Genomic DNA, 25,479 nt, shown 5'->3' with positions numbered 1-25,479 from the left:
GCGTCCGTTGAAAAGGCAGCGTAGATATTTACCTCTCCAAATAAGCTTGTCTGAATGGTATATTTTTTTTACCGGTGCCTAAGCTCTACTAGATTTTAAATACCAATATAAAGAAAGGCGAATTTGTGTGTATTCAATTAACCTTTTCTCTTATTTGAAGCTAGTTATGTTCCAGCCTCTCTCCAATAAATATTAATTTCGGAATTTTTTCCATACAAAATATAAGATAATCCCTGTCAATCCACCCACTGTATCAATCATCACATCATGGAAGAGTGGCGTGCGGTCACCTGTGAATGACTGATGCCATTCATCTGAGCAGGCATACAGAAAGACAATTCCCATCGTGATTGCCGTTACCTTCACCGCTCGCTGTACCCATACTCTGACGATACTGGCCAATATAAACGCCATTACAAAGTAAACGCTAAAATGGGCACCCTTACGGATAAAAAACTCAATAAAACCTGGCAACCCTAACGCTTCCACACTAATCTCTACACCAGCATAGGTGAAGCTTATTTTTGAAAGCAAAGCCACTACCGAATCAGGGAGCTTTAAGTTCTCACTCAACAACGGTTGAATATTTTGTTCGGTATAAGGCTGTGAGGAGGAATAAAATACTACTCCTACAACCAACAATAAAAGGATTAAACGGTATATGATCTTTTTCCTAGCATTATTCATATTCCTATCCTAGCCGAATTCATCCACAAGGTAAATACCAAAGACTTGCAGAATGGCGGTTTTCTCTTAATTAATCGATTGATTAATTCGTTTTGTATGTACCTTGTATGCTTGCCTGTATGAAAGATATTAAAACACCATGGCTAATAATCCTATTGCTGTGGCTGTTTCACGGTTTTGGCTATTCTTTTAGGGAGGTTATTTTTTAATAGGTATGAAACGGAGAGGCGTTATCGGGAATTAGCTCATTTACAGTACAAATCGCTCAATGACCATAAATTCCGCTCATAACCTCTCTAATTCGCTCAATAAAAGCTCATTTCGCTCAATTCATCTTCAATTTAGCTCAATTATTTTATATTTAGCTCAATTCCGTTCATTTTCGCTCAATAACCATGTAAAATCGCTCAATAGTTTGCTAATATCGCTACTTTAGTAATATAAGCCGATAATTTAATGTCTCTAGGGACATATGAACAGATTTTGTTTGTTTATTCATCCCAAAAACTTCTTTTTATGCCTATATTTAAAGAAAAACAGTCTTTTAGTCATTGCATTCTCTCCAATAACAGAGTATTGCCTTAAAACACCCAGAGAGAACTTTTACCCCGGTAATTGCTGCAACACTCATATAAATGCAAAAAGACCAAATCCCGCCTCCTAAGAGCAAAATTTGGTCTTATCATATATGATTTATGCCATACTGGCTAGTCGATTATCTTGGTAACGAATATTTTGGATTCCAATGACGTTTAGAAATTTTTTAATTTCATTTATAGCGGCTGTTTTATGTCCGTCTATGACTGCTAGGTCCGTGACAAAGGCAATTTTCGGGTATTTTGTTTCACGTTTCTTAGGGTTTAGCATCGGCTTTTCTTCAATAAGTTGAGCGTCCATTTCCTCTTCACATGTCAGAATAACCGCTTCACCAATTTTCTTGTTTTCCCAATCAAAAGAGAACGAAAATTCAATTGAACACTCACCGTCAATAAACTTTGGTTGTACTTTTACGTTTAACTCCACTATGCCCAGCCTCCTTCATTGGTTAATTGTTCCTAGTATAACAGGAGTGCCTATGAAGGTGGCCTGACCACATATGAGTAAAACACCGATATTCCTACATGTTTATGCATAAATGCTCGCTCTGACGCATATTTTTATAACTCCAGGAATATTCCTAAACGAATATTTTATATTCTTTATTCTACCTTTAATCCCTAAAATATTCCATATGTTTTTGTAAAATTCCTTTAATTCTTTTGACCTCTTCCGCGCTAATTACCTCATAATAGATTCCATCTATTTTTTTAGCTGCACCTTCCATGCTGATTCGATCAATATGCTGAACTGCCTCCTGATAATTATTTTTTATTTTTATCATCTCTGAAATTGTGATATTTGTTTTCACATTATTCATTAAGGTAGTAGCGATTTGATCATAGTGAGTTAAACTTCGGATATTGGCACCTGTTCGAATTACCTCACCAATTACCTCATACCGCCGCTGCTGCCGTCCTTCTTCTCCATTTGGCTCCAACTGGCGCATGCGCATATAAGCCAAAGCCTCTTCACCATTTAACTGGATTTTACCTTTAGCGAAATGTTGGCCATCATAAGAGAAGTCTAATTGGTTTTCTACGGTGATACCTCCGATGGCATCTACCAGCTCCTCCACTCCATCCGTGTTAATGCTCACATAATAATCAATTGGGATTTCTAAAAATTGTTCAACGGTCTCCATCGATAGTTCCGCTCCGCCTTCTTGATAGGCATCGCTAATTTTATCCCAATTCTCACTTCTAGCAATTTTAACTCTTGTATCCTGTGGGATACCGAGCATTTTAATGTTATTGTGTTCCGGATTGACCGTTATGACCATAGTAGTATCCGGTCTGCCGTTTGTATCAATACCTAGCAGCAATAAGGAGAATGGCTCTTTTTTAGTTAAATCTAGCTGTTCTTCTCGATAGGGAGATTGGCGTTCCCGCAGTGGATCCTTTATGGCTTGAAAGGCCTGATAAATAGGATATCCGACAACCAGGACAATCACAATTACGAAGCCGGAAATCCATAACCATCTATATTTCTTTCGTTTATCTGCACCTCGATTTACATTCATCGCATTCTCTTCTTTTTCATTTTTATCTTTAGTCTTCTACTTTCCTCCCCCTTTTCATACGTTTTTTTGATCAGTTTTGTTACAATTAAGATTAAACTTGGTTAAACTGTCTCGTAAGGAGAATGATATATGCACGATGCACTTAAATTCTACGGGGAGCGAATTTCGGATATTCTCTCTCCTAAATCAACTAATGATGTCAATTTAGTTTCGAAGGGTCTTGTTCTTTATCGTCAAGGGACAGTGGTAAAGCTATCGATCGAATCTGATCTTATTCAAGGTGTCGTACAGGACGTGACAAAGGTGAACGTCACTTTGGATTTAAGTTTTCCAAGCAATAGCTCTTGTTCTTGTCCGGCGATTGATTTATGCCGGCATCAGCTGGCTGTATTCTTTGCTGCCTACAGTAAGGAAGCCAGCGTAACGGAATGGGTGGATCATTGGAAGAACAAAGAGGACCCCATGTTCCGTTTAAAGGAATCACTAAAAAATGGACCCGTATATAAAGAAAAAAGCAAGCCTTCTAAACCGGAGCATACATACAGTGCCTGGAAGGAATTTTTCATCCGTTCCGCACGGGAAGAGTTAGCCATCCCTCCTTACTTTATGGCCGGGATAAACCGCTCTGCGTCTAATTTTCAGCGTGCGATTCAGCGCAGCGAGCCCTCCAATCAGCAATGGGTGCCTTTATACCGCAGCATTGCCTACTATATGGGCTTGGTACATTTATTTGATCTGCAAAGTAGTACGAAGGATCACTTCCAGGAAGAATTACTCGAATCTATGATTCACGAATTGTTCCTTGCCTTTAAGGATGAGGTTCATCGGTTTGAATCCTCTATTCGTCCATTTGATTCAGAGGAGTTTATCCATTCCTGGATTGATGAAACAAAGCATTTGCCAACCGGTGAAATGGAAAGCGGCTATTATCGCTGGGATATCTATCGTACGATTTGGACAAATATCATTACAACTAAAGAAGAACGCGGGGCTGAAATAGATCGTTTGTCAAACCAGCTCCCGGCTCTCGCTGACTCCTTGCAAATTGAGTTGGTCTTTTGGATGATGATTCACATATATATGGTCGATGGCAAGGATGAGCAGGCGTTAGAATGTCTAAATAAGCTTGGTCCGATATCCTGCTTCTTCCTTACCTTTGTGTTAGAGGAACTGCATAATGCAAAGGAACATGCTCGAATGGTTCCCTTTGTTGAATTCTTCTCAAAAAATATTAAAGCTTATTTACATGATTATCAGACTCAGGAGTATAAGAGAACTCGATTTTTATATAATGCTCTGCAAATTATTCGTCCTTTTTGCTCAGCCGCCAAACGCTTCGACTTGCTAGAGCGTATTCTAAGAGAAACTATTCCTTACTCCCTTATTCCATATTCACACTATTTGTATGAGAAGAAGGAGTATAAAAAATGGGTCGAGCTCCAGGTTGCTGAGCGTGTTGATGTCCTTTATGAATGGTCCAATCAAACAAAGGAAATCCAAAAGGAACAGCCTGAAGTCCTCCTTCCTATTCTGCATCTGCAGGTAGTTAATTTGATTGCGGCTAAAAATCGTTCATCCTACCGGGAAGCGGTCCGTTATTTGAAAAAGCTGAGAACTATTTATAAAAAACTTAAGCGCGTAAACGTTTGGGAATCTTATATTGAATACATCAGCGACGATAATAAGCGATTACGTGCTTTTCAGGAAGAACTAAAGAAAGGAAAGTTAATTGATGCAGCTGATTGAAACTCTTCATATTCAAATTGAATTACTTGAAGGCGGACGCGTCTTTATTTATGGAACGGACGAGGGTGAGCCTGTCCCAGCCGAATTGTGGGCAACAAGCTTCTTTCTTTGGGATGCGGATAGTTTCTTTGGTACGAAAGTGGATATCCAAACACTTGATGGTAAAAGCGGTGTCCTCATGAGCGCCCATAAATGGATGAAGGTGCTGGCAGAAGAGCCTTTCAACAGCTTTATTAATTGGTCCTGGTCCAATTGGGCATCCATTAGTTTAGCTTTGGCCCAATCCTTATATGAAACCGTTGAAAACGGAACGGTTATGCCTGATTTTAACGATAGGAATCAAGACGGCATTACCTTCCCGCTCCCACAGGAAATTCTCGAAGACTTTCAGGACTCCTTTTGGGAACAGGAAATGGCCAGACACGAGCATGACGGAATCCAAACCATAACGGTTCGGCGCTTTGCAGAGGAATGGTTAAATGAAGCGATTAAAGACCGTCCCGGCAATCATCGCGTAGGTGATTTGCTTGATTTGTTTGCTGAAAAGAGTATCCCGACCAAGGTACTCAGCCGCTTCTTTGACGGAGACCGTTGGGAAATATGGACCGGTGCCAAAGAAGATGAATTGCCTTTTTCTATGGGAATGCGCCTGAGCGAGCCTGATTTTGCAGCGGGTGATGAGGTTGACCAATGGAAGCTAGAACCGTTTATGCGCGGCAAACGAAATGAGGAGCACTTTTTCGTATGGGATGATCGCCATAGAATTCCTTTTGCCTGGAAAAAACATTTAGAGATGGCTGAGAAGGAAATCGCCCGCTGGAAGGATATTTTCCCTTGGATTGATGATATTGTCACTGAGGATCAGGCCTGGGATTTCTTAACGGATGCCTCCGAGGTCCTGCATATGCTTGGCGTAGAAATTCTATTGCCATCGTGGTGGCAAGCAATTAAGGATGCGAAAATCGCCATGAAGGCTAAAGTGAAAAATTCACCGAGCCGCCGAAAATCATTTGTAGGTATGAATGCCTTGCTCGACTATAATTGGCGTTTCTCCGTCAATGGTGCTGAGGTTTCCGAGGAGGAATTTAACAAGCTTGTTGAGGAAAAACGGAAGCTTGTCTATATTAGAGGGCGCTGGGTGAAACTGGACCCTGCCTTGATGAGACGCATGCAAGAGTTGAAGAAGGAAGCAGATGAGCGCGGATTGCGTATAAATGACTTACTTCAGCAGGAGTTCGCACAGGATGAGGAGCTCGAGGATGAGAATGAAGGGGATTACGCACGAATTCAATTTGAGCTGAATAGTGACCTGAGACGCTTTATGACGCGCATCAACTCACTGCAAGATATCCCGACTGTCCAGGTACCCGATGCCTTCCAGGGCGAATTGCGGCCGTATCAGCAACAGGGAATGAGCTGGCTGATGTTCTTACGTGAATATGGATTCGGTGCCTGTCTGGCCGATGATATGGGTCTGGGGAAAACGATTCAGCTCATCAGCTATCTGTTAGCGGTTGAGGCGAAGAATGGTCCAGCAAAAGCGCCATCCTTGATTGTCTGTCCGACTTCCGTGCTTGGAAACTGGCAGAAGGAGTTTGAAAAGTTCGCTCCATCTATGAACGTGCATCTTCACTATGGTCCAAGTCGTATGAAGGGTGAACAGTTTAAGGATGGGATTGGTAATGCCGATGTGATTCTGACAACCTTTGGTTTGCTTCATCAGGATGAGGAAGACTTTTTATCCATGCAATGGAATGCAGTTGTGCTCGACGAAGCGCAGAATATCAAGAATTCCCATACGAAGCAATCCCGGTCTGCCCGTAAGCTTGAAGGCATACATCACATCGCCTTAACCGGTACTCCAATGGAAAATAGACTGAGTGAGCTTTGGTCCATTTTTGATTTTATTAATAAAGGCTATCTTGGCTCACAAACGCAATTTGATAAAAACTTTGCCGGACCGATTGAACGCAATGGTGATAAAAATAAAATTGCCACCCTGCAAAGACTTATTCAGCCTTTCCTTTTAAGAAGGACGAAAAAGGATGAAGAGGTTGCTCTCAATCTGCCGGATAAATTGGAGCAAAAGGAGTTTATCAGCCTAACAACCGAGCAAGCCGCTTTATACGAACAGCTTGTTAAAGATACGCTCGATCAAGTTGAAAAACTGAGCGGTTTTGAACGAAAAGGGCTTATTTTGCAGATGCTGACCAAGCTGAAGCAAATCTGTAATCACCCTGCCCTTTATTTAAAGGAAGAGGCACCAAAACATATTCTTCATCGATCCGGGAAAATGGAAAAGCTAATCGAATTGCTCGATATCATTTATGAACAGGATGAAAGTGTCCTTATTTTTACCCAATACATTGAAATGGGTAATATGATTAAGCAAATTGCTGAGCGCCGCTATGGTCATGTCGTTCCATTCCTGAACGGCAGCGCCAATAAAAAACAACGGGATACCATGGTGGCCGATTTTCAGGATGGCAAGTATCCGATCCTTCTGCTTTCTCTGAAAGCCGGCGGTACAGGGCTTAACCTGACGGCTGCCAACCATGTCATTCACTATGACCGTTGGTGGAATCCAGCTGTTGAAAATCAGGCGACCGACCGTGCCTACCGTATTGGGCAAACGCGCTTTGTACATGTCCATAAGATGGTTTCCTCCGGTACACTTGAGGAGAAAATTGACGTTATGCTGGAGAAAAAACAATCGCTTAATGATGAAATCGTCCAAAGTGACAATTGGATTACCGAGCTATCCTCGGATGAATTAAAGGATTTGCTGGTGCTTGAAAGATAACTTTTTGGCCATCCCCATCTTAAAAAATAGGGGATGGCTTTTTTGCACCTATTAGAGTCGAAATAATAAAAATTGATTATATAAATAAAATAATTTACAGTTATTAGTAACAGGAAATGGAAACTGAGGTGAGGAAACTGAGTTTTAAAGAGGTTGTACAAACTTTTGAGAAGACACAAGATTTAGCTAATGCACCGCTTACGTATATTGCGTTGATCTGTTGGACAATCATTGGAATAGCTATTTTCTATCATGTCATACGTGATCGGAGATCTTTATCCAGTGTTGCGGTTGGTATAAGAGTAATTTCCTTAGCCGCGGTTGGCTTCATTGCGTTTCACTTATATACGACTATCTCTGAATATGATTATTCACTTGATGAGGAAAAATGGAAACAAGAATATTTACTTGCTTATTTAGATTCACAGCCTGAGGAGAGGCTGGCCATTGAACAGGTGGAGGCGACGAATACAGATGGTGACAAAGCAATTCCTTCAATGCACCTAAAAAAGGGATCACCTACCGTACACGTGAAATTTTTAACTGTCGGGAAGAATTGCGGCAAGCAGGAGATTTCCACTCAGGTAAAGATTAAACACGTACAGGCAGAAACCGCTCCATATCTCACCTATAAAACTATTGAAGATGAATTATCCAATCAATATAGAGATGATATGTACTATGAAACGACTCTATATATCAATCAAGATAGCAATTTGTATAAGTAAGGAAAGGGGTCTCTCCTCTTTCCTTTTTTAAGCATTTATTTACTTACCCTCTTTTAAATAATGTCAAACCACTTATTTGACGAAATTTGTTCTTCATTGTATACTTTCCTACATTATTCCTTCTTTTTCCACATTCTTTATATCCATTTATGTAGTAATTTGTTGCGAATGTATAGTCACGGTCCTGGCATATCATGTTATATGTCCAATTAAAACAGCCAGATTAATTAACAGGAGTTGCTTACATTAATGATCGTAGAAGAAAACATCTCTCTTGAAAGTACCTTAAATCGCCCCTCCAGATTAGCGAAAACAGTTTTACGTAATCATTCAAATATCCTATCCGATTTCCAGCTTAAACAAATACTCAAATTACTTTATGACGATTATAAATACTTAGGAATGACCATTTCCATATACGATCATCCAGATCAGGTCATCGCAGACCGAACCCATTATGGAAAGGAATTTATTGATGATTGGTGTTATGAGGATTCTTTAAATGGCACATTGGGCGGATACCATAAGCTTGGTAAGATTGCATTATTTCCCTTTAACCATAAGGTAAAAAACAAAAAATACGAGCGCGGGCTTATGCAGCTGTTTTTACTACAGGATCTCTTTCATGAAATTCGCCATGCCTACCAGCGTGTCTATATGAAGAGGCAGTATAATACGCCTTATGTCAACACAGGCAGAAATGGCTATCAATCACAATGGGTTGAACGGGATGCTAACATGTTTGCCCAAAGGATGATTGAGAAGCATCGCAACTCTATCAACACTATTTTAAGTATCGATTTCTTATGGCAAAGCTGCTGGGGACGTTTTTACGTAACAATTGTACGCCAATAGAAATAAAAAGGAGACTCAGGAATGAGCCTCCTTTCTCTTACAATTTTTCAAGTAGTAACTCGCCTAATTTACGAATCATATCCCCACGGCTAATTACACCTACAACCTGACGATTTTCATTGACTACAGGTATCTTTTTGAAATGGTGTGCTGCCAGCAGCTTGAGTACATCTTCAAGCTCATCCTCTTCTCGAACAAAGACTACTTTTTTCTTCATAATTGCTTTAACCGGAGATTCACTTTTTGATTTTAAGGTTTCATCCAACTCTTCTATATAAGTGACATAAGAGGAAATGAAGGCTTTTGGGTTCATATATCTAAGGACATCCCCATCTGTTACAATCCCTAACAGTTTATTGTTTGGATCGACCAGAGGAAGTCCTCCGATTTTATGTTTCATCAATACTTCCAGCAATGTTTTAATACTTGCATCTTCATTTAAACTGATTACATCCTTAATCATGAAATCCTTTGCTTTCACCTTAAATCCCTCCTGGCTGTAATAAGAAAATATGTATCTACCGTTATCTTACCAATAATTTCAATTCTATTTCTAATAGAAATTTACCTTTTAGCAAAATAATTATCCCAAAACTGAAAAAAAGCCGCGCATTGGCGGCTATCAAGAGGGGGTATAACTTTTATAAGTGTATTGGAGGCATTTTGTGTGCAGATTATGTTTGTGAGGGATTAATGTTCGTGGAGTTGATACGTTTGTTCACATAATTGATATTGAAGCTCCTTCATGTTAGACAATTCTTTTATGAGGATTTGCAGGGTCTGTTCGATTTTTCTCAAATCTGACTCACTTTTGGATACACGGCTATTTACACTACCAACGATTCGGATTAAATCAGCGACTACTTCCCGCTCGTTCATAAAATAGGCACTGCGTTCGTTTCCAGACTGCCTTCATGAAGGTTATTCACCCGTTTTCGATCTAAAAAGTTAACACTTTCCACTATAACTTCTGTTACATACGTACGCTTTCCTTCTGGATTTTCATAATTACGTGTATGAATTCTTCCAACGATACTGACTACAGAACCTTTTTGACAATAGGATGCGGTATTTTCAGCTGCCCGATTCCAAAGTGTACAGTTTACAAAGTCCGTCCCATACTCGCCATCAGCATTCTTAAAATTTCTCGTAACGGCCAAAGTAATGTTTGATACAGCTTTCCCCTCCGGTGTATAACGCAGATCAGGATCCTTCGTCAACCTTCCAACAAGCGCAACCTGATTTAACATACTACCTTCACCTCTCTTTTTTATAGCTTACAGAGGTATCATAAAAGAGTTATGGTTAAAAGTAAAAGAGGCGATTTGGGACTTTAGAGGGAGATTTTCACTCAAATTTCCTTTTTGAATATATAAATATGGTGTTTGTAATCAATATTTATAATCTGTGAATTATTTAACAAACTCTTCGACAAACAATATAAATATTTTTTCTTTTTTTTACCATGCTATAATGAACATATAATAATTTAAAATTGGAGGTAAGTTGATGAAAACCTTTAAGTTAGTTTCCTTGCAGTTACTTCCAGACAATCAGCATCCAACCGAATTACATATCCTAGACGGATTAATTATTAATAAAGAAAATGAGGCTAACACTTGGCTTATTGAGGCAGTCGTTGATTATGAACATTTCAATCTTTTCAAGGAAATCACTGCTGATACTGACAAGCTTACCGTTAGCTGTATCATCACAAAGAAGGATAATATCCCTGCCTACTTCGATGCAACTATCGCTGATGTCCGCAAGATGGATCAATTCGCCAGCATCCTGTTTCGGGCAAAGATTCGCAATCGCAGAAGAGAAGCCGTTGAATTCCTATTGGATACACTAGTAGATGAAGGATATAATGGTGAGGATTTAAAAAACGCCTTTAAAGAAGGCCTGGGTAGTAATAAATAACAGCTGGCGAGATTACCTCGCCAGCTTAAACTTGTTACTTATTTTTATCTTTACCATTGTTATTGTTGTTATCAAGGATATCGTCTGCGCCTCGATCTGCATCGTTCCTGATTCTATCCCCATCTTCTCTTACATCTGTATCTAAATTGCCACTATCTAGATCGGAACCATTATCATTGATATCATTCATACCATTATTATCATTGTTACGATTGATACCATTGTTACCATTCGTTCCGTTGTTACCATTTGTACCATTATTATCTTTTGTACTTTCGTTCGTATCTATCCCATTATTATCGTTCGTACCGTTATTTTGCTCATGGTTGTTGTTACCTTCTGGAGGCGGGTTATTGTCATCGTTATTATTACACCCCACCATTAACACAGATGCCAACGCAACCCCCATAATCGCTTTATAAAACTTCTGCATTCGGCATGCTCCTTTCAAACTTTTATGACCTGATCAGGTCTGTTTTTAGATTACCCAGAAGAGGGCAGATTATGATGGAGCAAAAAAAAGCAGGCCCAAACATTTGGGCCTTCAAATAGGGAGAAGTGATATGGTTATCCACGTGCCAGTGCTTTTACACTAGCCTATATTCCTTTAATAACACAAACAGGTAAATTCTAAACGTATTTGTGAAAATTCCCTTCACCGTAAATGTGTTCGCTCCTTATTTCAGCTGATGCTTACCCTAATTTTTATTGTATGGATGGTTCATACTAATACAGCCGGAGTTCCTAAAAAGCATTTTGCATAAAGGCCTCAAGGTAAAAGGCATACATCATAAGTGAGGAATACTTTATGGATATAAAAAAAGTCGAACAGATGAAAGATCAATCTATGGAGAGACTCCATTTAAAGGAGCTGAAAGACCAGGTAATTGTTATTACTGGTGCTTCTAGTGGGATTGGGCTTGTTACGGCACGTATGGCAGCTGAAAAAGGAGCCAAGGTTGTTGTGGCAGCCCGGAATAAAGATGCCCTCCAGGAATTAGTCTACGAATTGAAAAGCAAGGGGCATGAAGCAGTCTGGGTTGATGCAGATGTTGGTGTTGAAGAGGATGTCCTTAAAATTGCTGAAACAGCCATCTTGAATTTTGGCGGCTTTGATACATGGGTGAACAATGCGGGTGTTTCGATTTATGGAAAAACAACCGAAGTCAGCATAAAAGATATGCGCCGCATGTTTGATACTGTTTTTTGGGGTGTCGTATACGGATCCAGAATCGCGGTCGAGCATTATAAAAAACGTGGTGGCCCAGGTGCCATTATTAATATCGGCAGCTTCTTCGGCGATAGGGGAACTGTTGTTCAGTCAACCTATTCTTCCGCAAAATTTGCTTTACACGGCTGGACGGAGAACCTGCGGATGGAGCTCGAGAAGGAAAATGCGCCGATTTCTGTGACACTCATTCATCCCGGAAGAATTGACACACCTTACAATGAGCACGCTCGTAGTTATCTGGAAAAGCAGCCGACCCATATAGGGATGATTTATGCACCTGAAACAGTAGCCGAGGCCATCCTTTTTGCCGCAGAGCATCCAAAACGCGATATGTATGTTGGATCTCAGGCTAAACTCCTGGCTATGCTTGGCCGGTTTGCCCCAAGGCTTACTGATAAATTTATGGAAAAGACTATGTATCATACACAGCATGATGACCGTCCCTCCAACCCACCGGAGGAAAGCGCCTTGTATAAAGCTGGATATGGATTGCATGAACGCGGCACCAATAAAGGCTGGATCCGCGAAACAAGCTATTATGTAAAAGCATCCAAACACCCAGTCCTAACTTCCGTACTGGCAGCCGGGATCGGTGCTTGCCTATTGGCTACCTTCATGCAAAATAAGTAGGCGAAAAAGCAGAAAGGCTATTTATGTGAACTGCCCCTTAAAAGTTGTTTGCTGTCTAACTTTTAAGGCCAGTACATTTTGGCCCTTCTGCTTTTTTATTTTTTACGTGAGTATTAAGGATTTCAGGATTTCTGATCGCCTAAAGCAAATGTTATTTCAGCTTCACAAGCCAGCTCACCATTCACAGTTGCCCTGCCAATTCCTTTTCCAATCGGACCGCGTACTCTCGTCAATTCTACTTCCAAACGCAGTTGATCACCAGGACGCACCTGTCTCTTAAAGCGGCATTTATCGATACCGGCAAAAAAAGCAAGCCTGCCCTTATTTTCCTCTTTAATCAAAACAGCCACCGCTCCCACCTGAGCCAGCGCCTCCACAATCAGCACCCCCGGCATAACCGGATAATCCGGAAAATGACCATTAAAAAACTCCTCATTCGCCGTCACATTCTTAACACCAACTGCCCGCTTCCCCTCATCAACCTCCAAAATCTGATCAACCAACAAAAACGGATACCGATGCGGAATAATCTCCTTAATTTGCTGAACATCTAACATATAATTTCCCCCTTATTATTAAAAAGCTGAGACGACTGCCCAGCTCCGAAAAGCATAAGATGAGGTGCGTAGGGAGAGCGTCTTTTCTCTCCCGCAGCAGCTACACTTATGTCTCGAGGAGCTAGGAGTCGAAGCTGGATTACATCAAAAAGCTGAAGGGCCTTATTCAAGGAACGAAGACTAAATGCGCTACGTCCTGTGGCAACGTCTTCATGACCTACATCCTGTAGGCTCGCGAGGAGCATAAGACAGGACATCGGAAGGAGGTGTTCTTCCTCCTGCCGAGGTCATGCTTATGTCCTGAGCTTCTAGCCGTCGAAGCTGGATTACACTATAAAGCTGAAGGGCCTTAATCAATGAACGAAGACTAAATGCGCCACGTCCTGTGGCAACGTCTTCATGACCTACATCCTGTAGGCCCGCGAGGAGCATAAGACAGGACATCGGAAGGAGGTGTTCTTCCTCCTGCAGAGGTCATGCTTATGTCCTGAGCTTCTAGCCGTCGAAGCTGGATTACACTATAAAGCTGAAGGGCCTTATTCAAGGAACGAAGACTAAATGCGCCACGTCCTGTGGCAACGTCTTCATGACCTATATCATATAGGCCCGCGAGGAGCATAAGATAAAGGCACGTAGGGGCGTTTTTATCCCCCGCAGTGGCTTTATCTTATGTCCTGAAATCCTAGACCCTGAAGCTGGATTACACTAAAAAGCTGAGACGACTTATGCGCCACGTCCTGCAGGCCAGCAGCAAGTGTAATTAGACGCGAAAGTGGTAAGACCACTTTTCATCAAACTTCTCCTACCTAATAAAAAACAGGAAGGGATATATCTTGCCTTCCTGCCCGTATTATTTGTCTTTATTCTCCGTCGTGTCCTTATTGACCAAATCAACGATATGAGTCCATGTAGATTTCTTAAAAACATCCATTGCTTTTCCATCACCCATAACGGAATAGCCAACCATGGCTCCACCAACAAGGGCCATCATCGTCAACACAAGGACAATTATAATACGAGCCCAAAGTGGCACTAACCGGATTTTGATTTTTTGATCATTACCCAGTTTTTTTCTATCTATTCGACTGTTTGGTTCAGACTCAGTCTGCTCACTTTTATTATTAACCAACGCTTGCATTCTTTTACTCCTTTAACGAATACCGTTGACCAACCCCATCATTTGATCGGCCATACTAACCGTTCGTGATTGAAATTGATATAACCTCTGAGTTTGCATCATTTCTGTCATCTCAGTACTAATATCGACATTAGATTGCTCCAAGTTTCCTTGAACCATAGAAATTTCTTCTCTAAAAGCACCGGTTAGTTGGGTATATATGTCGTTTTCTGATACATCCAATTGTGCCATATTTTTCGGAAGAGTGAAAGTATTATTATTTATCATTTCCATAAATTGTGGCTTCTTGACGGAGATAATCCCCAGATTAAATGATTGAGTCCCATTTTCAGTAGTGACATTTAGCTGGCCTTTATCTGTAAATGTTATGTCACTAGGGTTACCATTTATCCTAATTTCCTGATTATTTTCATCCAATACTGCACTGCCATTTGATGTTACCAATTGCACTTGATTAGATCCATCAGAAGCTGGACTAAGATAAAAAGCCCCATCCCTTGTGTAACCAAGCTCACTGCTAGTGCCATCTGCCGTGCGAATGGCAAAAAATAAATTCTCATTAGTAAGGGCGACATCCAAGTCACGTTCCGTTTTTTGCAGATTACCCTGTGCCAAATTAAGCTGAGACTGACTCATTTTTGCGCCAACACCCACTCGAATACCATTTGGCGTCAATCGGCCTTTTTCCTTCTCAGTTCGCTCCTGATTATTGAATTCCTGAGCGAGCATGTCTGAGAAATAGGTTTCTTTTCTTTTAAAACCGGTCGTCGAAGTATTTGAGATATTATTCGAAACTGTTTCCAGCTTCTTTTGCAGCTGCCCCATTGTATTTGATGAGGTTATCATCATTCGATTCATCCTTATTTACCCTCCTCTTCATTCAGCTCTTTATCGTTTACAGCTTACCTATTTCATTGACGGTTTTTTGCATGCTTTGATCATAGGCTTGTACAATCTTTTGATTGGCTTCAAATGTACGATAGGCAGCCATCATATCAGTCATTGTTTTAGATGAATCCACATTAGACTGTTCAATTGAACCTTGTTGAACAGCAAATTGAACATTATTTAATGTATAGGCAGAAGGCAGCTCTCCTTCATTGATCCGGTATAATCCATCGCCTTCCTTGATGAGCTGTGCCGTTGGAGTAGCGCTAAAGCTTATTCCAATTCGTCCTCTATTCAATGTTCCCTCAGATATCTCACCCTGAGAACTAATCGCAAAATTTTCGGAGTTTAAAAGGATACGTTCCCTATTCTCATCTAGGACATAATAACCGTTAGCAGTTGTTAAATAGCCTGAGCCATCTAATGTAAAATTCCCGTTTCGTGTATATCTCAAGCCATCAGGAGTCTCAACTGTAAACAGGGCCGTACCCGGTTGATTCCTTTCAGGATAAATAGGCATAGCTTGATCTACAATAGCCATGTCCGTAGTATTGTCGGTTGTTTTAACATCACCCTGTGAAAAAGACGGGATAGTCTCTTGTACATAAACACCCGTGTTCAATGCACCCACATATTTTGAATGATTGATGGATACTGATTCCTCAACGGGAAGATTCACTTTTTCATAACTGCTAAGCAGCATTTCTGGAAATGAGCGTACACTCGCTTGATCCTCTTTATATCCGACCGTATTGGCATTCGCTAAATTATTTGCAAGCAGCTCCGTTTTGCGTTGCTGAGCCAGCATACCGGATGCCGCTGTATAGAATCCTTTAAACATTTCTCCACCCCCAAATAGGCCTAACAAACAGCCATATTACCATTATATAGGGAATAATTTTATAAGATACGGACTTTTTTCCTAAAAACCGATTTCTCTCGACATAGGGGGAGTATATGTGGACTTTGTAGTGTTAACTGGAGTTGTGTGGAAGGAGAGATGTTGTAGAGGTGTTGCATAGGTCGGGTATAGGCGCTCCATAGCCGGGGCATAGGCGGAGCATAGCTGCTTTCCTTCCTCTACCCTTCACCTACCTTTGACCGACCTATACCCGGGTATAGGTGCCTCATAGCCAGGGCATAGGTGGACCATACCTGCTTTCCTCTGCCTTTCACCTACCTTTGACCGACCTTTACCCGGGTATAGGTACCTCATAGCCAGGGCATAGGTGGACCATACCTGCTTTCCTCTACCTTTCACCTACCTTTGACCGGCCTATACCCGGGTATAGGTGCCTCATAGCCAGGGCATAGGCGGACCATACCTGCTTCACTACAACCTCTCACCTACCTTTCACCTGCCTTTCACCCACCTTTACACAGGCACAGGTCGCATCATAGATGAATCATTCCCATGCACGGCATTGCCCTCCAACAGAGGACATCCCTTTATACATATAAAAAAACCAGTTCATCAACTGAACTGGTTTTTTTATTGCCTGGCGATTAAACTAATTTACGGCGCGTGATGCGATCGATATTATCAAGCATCATACCTGTTCCTATTGCTACGCAATCCATTGGATTTTCTGCGATTAATACAGGTACCTTTAGTTCTTCAGCCAATAACATGTCCATGCCGTGAAGCAGAGCTCCGCCGCCTGTTAGAATTACTCCGCGATCAATAATATCAGCGGATAGTTCTGGAGGTGTTTGCTCCAACACAGATTTTGCTGCATGAACAATGACATGAATGGACTCACGTAATGCCTCTTCGATTTCTTCTGAACCAACTGTGATGGTTTTTGGTAGCCCTGTCACCATATCACGTCCGCGAATATCAATAGTTTCATTACGGGAACCTTTAAAAACGGTCGCAACTTTCACTTTTATATCTTCAGCTGTACGCTCTCCGATTAAAAGCTTGTATGTACGTTTGATGTAATTTAGAATCTCGGCATCAAATTTGTCACCAGCCATTTTTATGGATGCTGATGTAACGATATCCCCCATTGATAATACGGCAATGTCAGTTGTGCCTCCGCCGATATCGATGACCATGTTACCGCTTGGTTGGAAGATGTCCATACCTGCGCCGATTGCCGCTACCTTTGGCTCTTCCTCAAGGTAAATCTTTTTGCCGCCGCTTTTCTCTGCTGCTTCACGAATCGCTTTTTGTTCAACGCTTGTAATATTAGTTGGACAGCAAATCAAGATACGTGGTTTTGATAAGAATCCTTTTACGTCCAATTTGTTAATGAAGTATTTTAACATGGATTCCGTTACATCAAAGTCAGCAATCACTCCATCTTTAAGCGGTCGAATGGCAACAATATGTCCTGGAGTACGGCCAACCATACGGCGTGCTTCTTCTCCAACAGCTAATACACGATTAGTATTCTTATCCAAGGCTACGACAGATGGCTCATTCAGCACAATTCCTTTACCCTTTACATAAATGAGTACATTTGCAGTACCTAAATCGATTCCAATATCTCTCGAAAACATAACCTAATTATCCTCCTCAAGGAACTCTACAATTCCTTCTACTGTACTAATTAAAAATTTTATCATATTTTGTAGAACAAAAGGAACTATATTACCAAAAAATCTGCCATATTCAGGAACAGTGTAGGGAATATGACTCAAATTAAAAAGGCCGTTGATTTCCTCCGGCCCCTTCCTCCTGTTATTCAATTACTGAACCGGCTCTTCCTCTGTTTTTTTATACTTCTGCTTGGTTGCTTCTCCGCCTCTTAAATGCCTGATTGATTTATGATAATCAAGTATTTCCTTAACCTCATTAGCCAATTCCGGATTTATATCTGGCAGTCGTTCAGTTAGATCTTTATGGACAGTACTTTTGGATACACCAAACTCCTTCGCGATTACGCGAACTGTTTTTCTCGTTTCCACGATATACTTTCCAATCTTGATAGTTCTTTCTTTGATGTAATCGTGCAATTCCCTCGCCCTCCCTATTTTTTTGAGAAGTACGAGATGTTGATTCGCTGTATTGCAGCCTTTAGTATGTATTTTTATGAATGAGTAATTCATTGTCTTGGATTCCTGATAGATTTAACGAGTCTTCACCTCTTGCATTCTCTATGTGTCAGGTTTGTAAAAGTTTATTAGCTTGGTTCCACTTTTATGCACAAAACATGCAATAAGGACAAGACTTCTTTGGTTTTCGTGCCATTTAAGCCTATTCGACAACTTTTTTTCCTGCACTATTTCCCGAGAAATAACAGGCAATACGTCGAAAAAAATGCCTCCAGACAATAGAGCCTGAAGGCATTTTCTTTATTCGTTACCTGGTTCTTGATTTGGATCGGACTCTTGATTCTCATTTGAGTCCTCAGATGTTTCATTACCTGCATCATCTTGATTTTCAGTTGTTTCTTCTTTTTCTTGATCAGCTGAATCTTTAGCCTTTGTATCGGCTTCTTTTTTCTCAGCTTTCAAAGAACTGATTGGTTTATCAAGATACTCTAACGGGTTGACAGCAACATTATCTTTTCTTACTTCGAAATGGACATGGGTGCCAGCTTCTTCATTAATAGCACTTGTTCCGCCTTTGGCAAAGGTTTCACCTTGTTTAAGGTTGTCTCCCTCTTTTACTTTAATATCCTTAATGGAGGAATAATGAGTTTCTATCCCTTTATCGTGCTCAACAACAACTAAGTTACCGAGTAATGCATCTTCCTGCACACTTTTCACTTTTCCGCTCATAGCAGCCGTAACATCAAAGCCTTTTCCATCCTTCATGGCATAGTCGATTCCTGTGTTAGGCTGATACGTATTATTATAGACAACAAGGGATGCTTCCTGTTGCTTTGTATCTCCATCCACATCATAAAATTCCTTTTTAATGACAGCAGACTCTGCCTCGCTCATTGGAATTGTGAAGGTTTCCAGCGAATTGTTCACTTCAATAGATGGCTCATTATTTTCAGACGTAATGTTTTGTTTGTTCTCAGATGGATCTTGCGTAAATTCATTATCGCTTGCTTGATAAACTAAAATACCTGTCAAAAGGACCGCTGCACTAAAAATATAAACTGCCGGCAAAAACCAACGCTTTTTCATTATACTTTTTACTTTTGACTGAGAAGATCGTTTATTTTCTTCCTCTCTCATTTTCATCACCTCTGTCATCATTCTGAACACTTTTCAGAAAATATATACATGGGCGGTGAAAAAATTTATATCTTTTGTAATACAAGCTGAAATTATGCATGAAATAATTTATTTATAAGAAGAAAATAAAAAAGAGCCTATACAAAGGCTCTGATCAGTTCACTTCTTCGCTGTATACGTAGGCAGGTAGGCTGTTGCCTGTGATATTTTTACGTCTTTATAATAGTAGGAGATGATATCCTTATAGGATTTACCTGACTGTGCCATTCCGTTCGCTCCATACTGACTCATTCCTACTCCATGACCGTAGCCCTTTGTCGTGATTACAACTTGGTCGCCCTTTTTGTACCAGGAGAAATCACTTGATTTAAGGCCAAGCTGCTCTCTTACCTTTTTACCAGTGAGACGTTTACCGCCTATCTCGATTTCTCCAATTCGATTTCCTTCTGTTCGGCTAATTATCTTGCCAACATCCTCTTTGCTCGCAACCTTCACATTTAGGAGACGTTCAAACTCTGATAACGATATCGTTGTTTCGCTTAAATATTTTGGGGATTTCTCATCCCAGGGACTGGCCACACTGCGCAGGTATGGAAGTGCATTCGGCCAGTAATCTTCTGAGTTCTCGGTGTATCCATTGCTGGTTGAGAAAAAAGATGGAGTAATTAATTCTTCCTTATAGGTTAAAAGCTGCCCTTTCGTTGCGGAAACGGCCTCTTTAATCTTTTGCATATTCGTTTGATATTTATTTCCCCAGGCAGCTTTTAACTCTTTATCATTTAAATAGACCTGATCATTCACAGTATCCGTTATATCGGCACCCTTTGGAATTTCCTTCTTCGTTGTGGCTGTAAGTGCCTTTACGATAAACGTTCTGGCTGTCAGGGCTTGTGCCTTTAATGCCTCTAACTCGAAATTAGCAGGCATTTCAGCGGCAACTACACCAGCTACGTATTCCTCCAAATCTACAGCCTCCACCGTCTTTTGAGTGTTTCTGTACACTTGGATGGTTGTTTGTATCTCGGCCTTTTTCTCCGGCTGCTGTTTCGGTTCCCTTAACACGTGCTGCTCAGCCTCTGCTTCATCATCATTAAAAGGTGCGACCAGGAGTGTGGGAATCATAATAGTAACGGCTGCAACAAGACTAATAGCAAAAATAATCGGTTTCCAATGCTTCATATAGTAGTCTCCCCTCTATTCAGTTAACTGTCCAACACTTCATATGTATGAATTCTCTTATATGAATATGTCTATAAATAGTTAAGAGGGGCAAACTATTTATTAGGAATGATTCTTCTTTTTCTTTTCATAGTTTCTGTAAAGACTAAATAAAATATATAGAATGATTCCAAACAATAAAACATCAAATAAAATCTTAGCTACCTTAAAGATTAAAACCGCTAAGCAAACAATTAAAATAAGTTTTATTATGGTCGATACGCTTATGTCTTTCAAACTAAAAATCTCCTTTCCTTTATTTTATCAATTATAGTCTATTAAAATTTCAGATTATTTAGTGAGTTACCCCCAGAAGTGATGGAATTGTGTATAAAGTTGTGGATAACTAGTGAACGACCAATATTTTTAATAAAATCTTTAAAAAAACTTGAAAAATAAAGGTTTGAAATGTTGGAGAGCTATTTTCACACCCATTTATGTGGATAAGGCTGTTGATAACCCTGTTACAATTGTGAATAACTTGTTGTTAATTTGTTTATACACCTGTGGGTAACTCTATATACGTTGATATTTATATAAAGGTAACCACTAAATTTTCCACCGTTTTTCGTGAAAACGAAAAAGCCAGACATTTCTGTCTGGCTTTCAACGCACTAAAATTTACGCGTTTTCCGCAATAACTGTAGATTCTTCCTGCTCAGAGGATTCATTAATACGCTCGATATCTGCACCAAGCGCAGCAAGTTTACCATGGAAATTCACATATCCACGATCCAAGTGCTTAAGCTCTGTTACCCGAGTGACACCGTCAGCAACAAGTCCGGATAAAATCAAGGCTGCTGCTGCGCGCAGATCTGTAGCTGCTACTTCAGCTCCCTGAAGGTTTGCTTCTCCAGAAATTATAACAGAACGGCCATCAATTTTAATATCAGCGTTCATGCGACGGAATTCTTCTACATGCATAAAGCGGTTTTCGAAGACCGTTTCAGTAATCATGCTTATTCCATTGGCACGTAACAACAATGCCATCATTTGAGATTGCATATCAGTCGGGAACCCTGGATGCGGCATTGTTTTAATATCTACTGCTTTCATGCTATCTGACCCAATTACACGCAGGCCATCTTTCTCTTCTTTGATTGTAATACCCATCTCTTCCATTTTAGCCACAAGAGAGGATAAGTGCTCCATTACTGCACCTTGCACCAATACATTTCCGCCTGTAATTGCAGCAGCAACCATGAAAGTTCCAGCTTCAATACGGTCAGGAATAATGTAATGTTCAGTACCATATAGCTTTTCTACACCCTCAATACGGATTGTAGCTGTTCCTGCACCCTTAACCTTTGCACCCATTTTATTCAAATAGTTAGCCAGGTCCACAATTTCAGGTTCTTTTGCACAGTTATCTAATACAGTGACACCATCTGCCAATGCAGCAGCCATCATGATGTTTTCAGTAGCTCCTACACTTGGGAAATCCAAATAGATTTTTGCACCTTTAAGACGACCATCAACCTCAGCTTCGATAAAACCGTTGCCGACTCTCACTTTAGCGCCCATTGCTTCAAACCCTTTTAGATGCTGATCAATTGGACGTGAACCAATTGCACAGCCGCCAGGTAAAGCGACGCGAGCTTTTCCGTTTCTAGCCAATAAAGATCCCATTACAAGGACTGAAGCACGCATTTTACGAACGTATTCGAACGGCGCTTCTTCTGCTAATGGCTTTGAGGCATCCACTGTTACAGTATTATTGCTAAAAGTGACTTCTGTATTTAAATTTCGGATTACTTCATTAATTGTATATACATCGGATAGCTCCGGAACGTCTTTAAGAACGCTTTTTCCTTCACTTGCTAATAATGTTGCAGCTAATACAGGTAAAACGGCGTTTTTTGCACCCTCTACACGAACTGTACCTTCTAACCTGTTTCCGCCGCGGACAATGATTTTTTCCAAAGTTATTCCCCTCCGCGTTCAATATCTCTATATTAGTATTCAAATGCTATTATCGGTGTGCCAATGGTAAACTGTGTCCCACTGTTCTTTTGATCCTCTCTGATATCTCGAAAGGCCAGTTGGAGGTTCATTCCATTGGTCATCATATTCTTAAATTGATTGCTTTTTGCAGCAACAGAAATAAAATTACTTTCTATTGCACTTTCCATTGACTTAGCTTCATATTCATTCATCCAGTTTTTTAGTAGAACCTTATCCATATTAGCACCGGTTATCCCTTTGATACAAGAGAAATAGTGAGGGGGGTCCTTAAACATGACCTTTGTCCCATTTTTTAGCCAGTTTTGGATAAAATCAACTTGTCCACGTGTCCACTCAGTCCCTTCTATACTCGTAATTAGAACTGTTTTTTGTGAATCACTGGACATGATTTTAATCTTCGAGGTAATATTCAACTTTTCATTCAGATATGTACCAACCAATGTTTTTCCGTTGCTGCTGGAATCTTCGCTCCAAACATAATTGGTATATTCAGTCTGTATGTCAGCCGCCACTTCAGAAAATTGATTATCAACACTTGCTCGGGCCAAAACAATCCAATCCGTTATTTCTGCTGCTGGATCGACACGCTTTATACCCTCAGCAATCATTAGCAAGTCGCTTTTAGCCAATGCTTCTGTCGTTTTATTCCCCACATATAAAATCATCAAACCAACAATTATTGAAAGAATCACTTTTTTCATGTATGCCACTCTCCCCTATTGCCTTAGTTTTACCTTAGGGAATCATATGCATACAGAAATCCGTTCGTCACTTTCTGACAGCTTCGGTTAATTAAAGAGATTCGTTAATTGCTGAGCATAACTCCAGTAATCAAGAAAAAATCCGCTGACTGCTGAACCGATGGTAATGGTCAGCAATATATACAGCACTCTTGCCTGAAATACTCTTCCTGCTCTCAGCAGCTTATCAAAGTGCAGCGCTTGTAATGCCCACCATGTAACAGCTATAAAAAACAAATGACTCACAATACTGAGCAAAGCTTGCATTCCGAATGAATTCATGGTCTTTTTTCCTTTCAAAACTAAAGATATACGAATTCAGTGTACCATATTTAAAAGGACCGTTCCTCTTTTTCTACAAATTATCGACATTTTCTAACAAAAAGAATCTAAATCGTATGAAATAAACGGATTCTATCAAATAATGTAATAAACAGACATATTTAGGCACGCATAATATTATTTTACAACATAACACCTGTTAATAGCTAGATTCACTTCTTCACAATTTAATGGTAATTATTAAGTTTTCTTTACAAAGAAAACAAATAAAAAGCCAGGAGGTATTTTCCCTCCTGGTCATGTAAATTTATTTTAACATTTGATATATATCCGTGAAGTTCTGATGGAAGAAATCGAGCAAATAATGAGGGAATAATCCGAACAGGATCGATCCCACAGCACAAATTCCGATTACATAGTGGATGACTGATATTTTCATCTTACCTTTTGTTTCTTCTTCCGTCCTCATAAAGAGATGGACAATGATGTTGAAGTAATAGAGATAGGAAATTACGGTAGTCACCAGCATGATTGCTGCCAGTATATAATGGCCTTGTTCCTTCGCAAAAAGGTTCATGAAAATATTCAGCTTTGCAATGAATCCTGCCGTACCAGGAATTCCTGCCATGGAGAGAATGAAAATACACATGGAAACCGCCAAAAATGGTGATTTTTTATACAGGCCGGCCATCATATATTGATCCTCGTCCCCAATCTTCCTATCTTCTGCTATGAATTGGATGACGGCAAAGGCCCCGGTCATCATTAGGATGTATGCAGCAAAATAGTACCAAATCGATTCAATCGTATATTCTCCAAAGGCTGTAACCGCAGCAAGCAAATATCCTGCATGGGCAATGCTTGAATAAGCAAGCATTCGTTTCAGATTCTTTTGCCTTAATGCAATTAGATTTCCGGCAATCATCGTTATACTAGCCAGGACAGCCAGATAGTTTTGATTGGCCGTAAAAATCGATAGGAATCCGATATCATCCATTGTTGCTGTTAAAAACACGGTAACAACGATACGAAGTAAAAGCGCAAAGCCTGCTGCTTTTGAAACAATACTCAAGAAGGCAGTCACCGGCGTCGGCGATCCTTCATATACATCAGGTGCCCACATATGGAAAGGCACGGTTGCCAGCTTGAAGGATATCCCGATTACGAAAATAAAGAAGGATAGTCCAGCAATATATTGAAGCTGCGAGTTTTCTTGGGTGGCAAATATAGTTCCAATTTCGAATATATTCGTCGTCCCGCTCACGCCGTACATATAACTCAGTGCAAACAGGATGATGGCTGTCGAGATTCCCCCATTGACCACATATTTCATTGAAGCTTCAGCTGATTTTCGGTTATTTTTCTGCATTCCAGCCAGAATATAGGATGAAACGGACAAAAGCTCTAGCCCCACAAATAATGTAATCAAATCTCCGCTTGATGTCATGATCATGGCACCTAATAAAGCAGTTAGAAGTAAATAATAAAATTCTGCCTGATACGGCTGCATCCCAGCTCTCGGTTTATGTACCACAGCCAGCACCATGACAAAGGCTAATCCAATCAAAAGTATAAGCTTAAATGCTTTGGCAAAGGCGTCCAATCGGAATGTATCATACAAAATCGAGCCAGCCTCCAATGGGAATAAGCCAATTAAAGAAATGATGGCAAGCCCGATACTACCAAAAGCAAACCAGCCAAGTACCTTTCTTCCAAATTGTTTAGGCATGCATAAATCCAATATAGAGAGGATGATCGCTGCACCAAGGATTATAAATTCAGGTATCATTAAATTCCAGTTCATCGACAGTAATGTTTCCATATCCATA

Annotated in this window: 25 protein-coding genes; 6 read left to right on the top strand and 19 right to left on the bottom strand. The window is 40.3% G+C overall.

Annotated features, from left to right (window positions below):
• Positions 1 to 192: 192 nt before the first annotated feature.
• The 3 genes from AC4BHA_RS10475 to AC4BHA_RS10465 all read right to left on the bottom strand — a co-directional run bounded on the left by AC4BHA_RS10475 (position 193) and on the right by AC4BHA_RS10465 (position 2,806).
• On the bottom strand, positions 193 to 687 hold the full coding sequence (locus tag AC4BHA_RS10475; RefSeq protein ID WP_490558523.1) for a VanZ family protein: 495 nt from the start codon (positions 685 to 687) through the stop codon (positions 193 to 195).
• Positions 688 to 1,380: 693 nt separating this feature from the next.
• Complete coding sequence (locus AC4BHA_RS10470; protein WP_490558522.1) at positions 1,381 to 1,710, bottom strand: hypothetical protein; 330 nt, start codon at positions 1,708 to 1,710, stop codon at positions 1,381 to 1,383.
• 187 nt (positions 1,711 to 1,897) lie between these two features.
• A complete protein-coding gene (locus tag AC4BHA_RS10465; RefSeq protein ID WP_490558521.1) occupies positions 1,898 to 2,806 on the bottom strand; it encodes an LCP family glycopolymer transferase in 909 nt (302 codons plus the stop codon).
• Between the two features lie 129 nt (positions 2,807 to 2,935).
• Here AC4BHA_RS10465 and AC4BHA_RS10460 point away from each other — a divergent pair, with 129 nt between their 5' ends.
• From AC4BHA_RS10460 to AC4BHA_RS10445, 4 genes are all read left to right on the top strand, one after another.
• Complete coding sequence (locus tag AC4BHA_RS10460) at positions 2,936 to 4,552, top strand: hypothetical protein (protein WP_490558520.1); 1,617 nt, start codon at positions 2,936 to 2,938, stop codon at positions 4,550 to 4,552.
• Positions 4,539 to 7,355: a DEAD/DEAH box helicase gene (locus AC4BHA_RS10455; RefSeq protein ID WP_490558519.1), complete on the top strand. Its 2,817-nt coding sequence runs from the start codon at positions 4,539 to 4,541 to the stop codon at positions 7,353 to 7,355. Before AC4BHA_RS10460 ends, AC4BHA_RS10455 begins: the two co-directional genes overlap by 14 nt.
• 128 nt (positions 7,356 to 7,483) lie before the next feature.
• Positions 7,484 to 8,083, top strand: coding sequence for a hypothetical protein (locus AC4BHA_RS10450; protein ID WP_490558518.1), 600 nt, complete (start codon positions 7,484 to 7,486; stop codon positions 8,081 to 8,083).
• A gap of 249 nt (positions 8,084 to 8,332) precedes the next feature.
• The gene (locus AC4BHA_RS10445) at positions 8,333 to 8,938 is read left to right on the top strand and encodes a DUF3920 family protein (RefSeq protein WP_490558517.1); all 606 of its coding nucleotides are present in this window, start codon (positions 8,333 to 8,335) and stop codon (positions 8,936 to 8,938) included.
• A gap of 37 nt (positions 8,939 to 8,975) precedes the next feature.
• Here the strand turns inward: AC4BHA_RS10445 and AC4BHA_RS10440 are convergent, their stop codons facing one another.
• The 3 genes from AC4BHA_RS10440 to AC4BHA_RS10430 all read right to left on the bottom strand — a co-directional run bounded on the left by AC4BHA_RS10440 (position 8,976) and on the right by AC4BHA_RS10430 (position 10,188).
• Positions 8,976 to 9,419: a CBS domain-containing protein gene (locus AC4BHA_RS10440; RefSeq protein ID WP_490558516.1), complete on the bottom strand. Its 444-nt coding sequence runs from the start codon at positions 9,417 to 9,419 to the stop codon at positions 8,976 to 8,978.
• Between the two features lie 209 nt (positions 9,420 to 9,628).
• The gene (locus AC4BHA_RS10435; protein ID WP_066105730.1) at positions 9,629 to 9,817 is read right to left on the bottom strand and encodes a hypothetical protein; all 189 of its coding nucleotides are present in this window, start codon (positions 9,815 to 9,817) and stop codon (positions 9,629 to 9,631) included.
• Positions 9,814 to 10,188 carry a single-stranded DNA-binding protein gene (locus tag AC4BHA_RS10430; RefSeq protein ID WP_066105726.1) on the bottom strand — a complete coding sequence of 125 codons (375 nt, stop codon included), beginning with the start codon at positions 10,186 to 10,188 and terminating at the stop codon, positions 9,814 to 9,816. Before AC4BHA_RS10430 ends, AC4BHA_RS10435 begins: the two co-directional genes overlap by 4 nt.
• Before the next feature lie 259 nt (positions 10,189 to 10,447).
• On the opposite strand from AC4BHA_RS10430, the gene AC4BHA_RS10425 reads away from it, so the two are divergent.
• A complete protein-coding gene (locus tag AC4BHA_RS10425; protein WP_066105723.1) occupies positions 10,448 to 10,861 on the top strand; it encodes a YwpF family protein in 414 nt (137 codons plus the stop codon).
• A gap of 34 nt (positions 10,862 to 10,895) precedes the next feature.
• Here AC4BHA_RS10425 and AC4BHA_RS10420 read toward each other — a convergent pair whose 3' ends face one another.
• A complete protein-coding gene (locus tag AC4BHA_RS10420) occupies positions 10,896 to 11,294 on the bottom strand; it encodes a hypothetical protein (RefSeq protein WP_066105720.1) in 399 nt (132 codons plus the stop codon).
• Between the two features lie 375 nt (positions 11,295 to 11,669).
• Here AC4BHA_RS10420 and AC4BHA_RS10415 point away from each other — a divergent pair, with 375 nt between their 5' ends.
• On the top strand, positions 11,670 to 12,722 hold the full coding sequence (locus tag AC4BHA_RS10415; protein WP_490558515.1) for an SDR family oxidoreductase: 1,053 nt from the start codon (positions 11,670 to 11,672) through the stop codon (positions 12,720 to 12,722).
• A gap of 122 nt (positions 12,723 to 12,844) precedes the next feature.
• On the opposite strand, the gene fabZ is transcribed toward AC4BHA_RS10415, so the two are convergent.
• The 12 genes from fabZ to nuoN form a co-directional block, all read right to left on the bottom strand.
• A complete protein-coding gene (fabZ, locus tag AC4BHA_RS10410; RefSeq protein WP_066105716.1) occupies positions 12,845 to 13,279 on the bottom strand; it encodes a 3-hydroxyacyl-ACP dehydratase FabZ in 435 nt (144 codons plus the stop codon).
• Positions 13,280 to 14,129: 850 nt separating this feature from the next.
• Complete coding sequence (locus AC4BHA_RS10405; RefSeq protein ID WP_066105709.1) at positions 14,130 to 14,417, bottom strand: DNA-directed RNA polymerase subunit beta; 288 nt, start codon at positions 14,415 to 14,417, stop codon at positions 14,130 to 14,132.
• A gap of 12 nt (positions 14,418 to 14,429) precedes the next feature.
• Positions 14,430 to 15,275 (bottom strand): flagellar hook-basal body protein, encoded by an 846-nt coding sequence (locus AC4BHA_RS10400; protein ID WP_490558514.1) that lies wholly within the window; start codon positions 15,273 to 15,275, stop codon positions 14,430 to 14,432.
• A 37-nt stretch (positions 15,276 to 15,312) separates the two neighbouring features.
• Positions 15,313 to 16,146, bottom strand: a complete 834-nt coding sequence (locus AC4BHA_RS10395) for a flagellar hook-basal body protein (RefSeq protein WP_490558513.1) — start codon at positions 16,144 to 16,146, stop codon at positions 15,313 to 15,315.
• 665 nt (positions 16,147 to 16,811) lie between these two features.
• Entirely contained in the window at positions 16,812 to 17,813 is a 1,002-nt protein-coding gene (locus AC4BHA_RS10390) for a rod shape-determining protein (protein WP_066103249.1), read from the bottom strand.
• 189 nt (positions 17,814 to 18,002) lie between these two features.
• Positions 18,003 to 18,269, bottom strand: coding sequence for a sporulation transcriptional regulator SpoIIID (gene spoIIID, locus AC4BHA_RS10385; protein ID WP_139892089.1), 267 nt, complete (start codon positions 18,267 to 18,269; stop codon positions 18,003 to 18,005).
• Positions 18,270 to 18,608: 339 nt separating this feature from the next.
• A complete protein-coding gene (gene spoIIQ / locus AC4BHA_RS10380) occupies positions 18,609 to 19,445 on the bottom strand; it encodes a stage II sporulation protein SpoIIQ (protein ID WP_490558512.1) in 837 nt (278 codons plus the stop codon).
• Between the two features lie 159 nt (positions 19,446 to 19,604).
• Positions 19,605 to 20,624: a stage II sporulation protein D gene (gene spoIID, locus AC4BHA_RS10375; protein WP_066103256.1), complete on the bottom strand. Its 1,020-nt coding sequence runs from the start codon at positions 20,622 to 20,624 to the stop codon at positions 19,605 to 19,607.
• Between the two features lie 660 nt (positions 20,625 to 21,284).
• The gene (gene murA / locus AC4BHA_RS10370) at positions 21,285 to 22,586 is read right to left on the bottom strand and encodes a UDP-N-acetylglucosamine 1-carboxyvinyltransferase (protein ID WP_066103259.1); all 1,302 of its coding nucleotides are present in this window, start codon (positions 22,584 to 22,586) and stop codon (positions 21,285 to 21,287) included.
• 32 nt (positions 22,587 to 22,618) lie between these two features.
• Positions 22,619 to 23,329 (bottom strand): YwmB family TATA-box binding protein, encoded by a 711-nt coding sequence (locus AC4BHA_RS10365; protein ID WP_066103262.1) that lies wholly within the window; start codon positions 23,327 to 23,329, stop codon positions 22,619 to 22,621.
• A gap of 87 nt (positions 23,330 to 23,416) precedes the next feature.
• Entirely contained in the window at positions 23,417 to 23,650 is a 234-nt protein-coding gene (locus AC4BHA_RS10360) for a DUF1146 family protein (protein ID WP_066103265.1), read from the bottom strand.
• A 307-nt stretch (positions 23,651 to 23,957) separates the two neighbouring features.
• Entirely contained in the window at positions 23,958 to 25,478 is a 1,521-nt protein-coding gene (gene nuoN, locus AC4BHA_RS10355; RefSeq protein ID WP_139892088.1) for an NADH-quinone oxidoreductase subunit NuoN, read from the bottom strand.
• Position 25,479: the final 1 nt, after the last annotated feature.

It is taken from the genome of Pradoshia sp. Z3_51, assembly GCF_058215915.1.
This window is presented reverse-complemented; position numbering and strand designations above follow the sequence as displayed.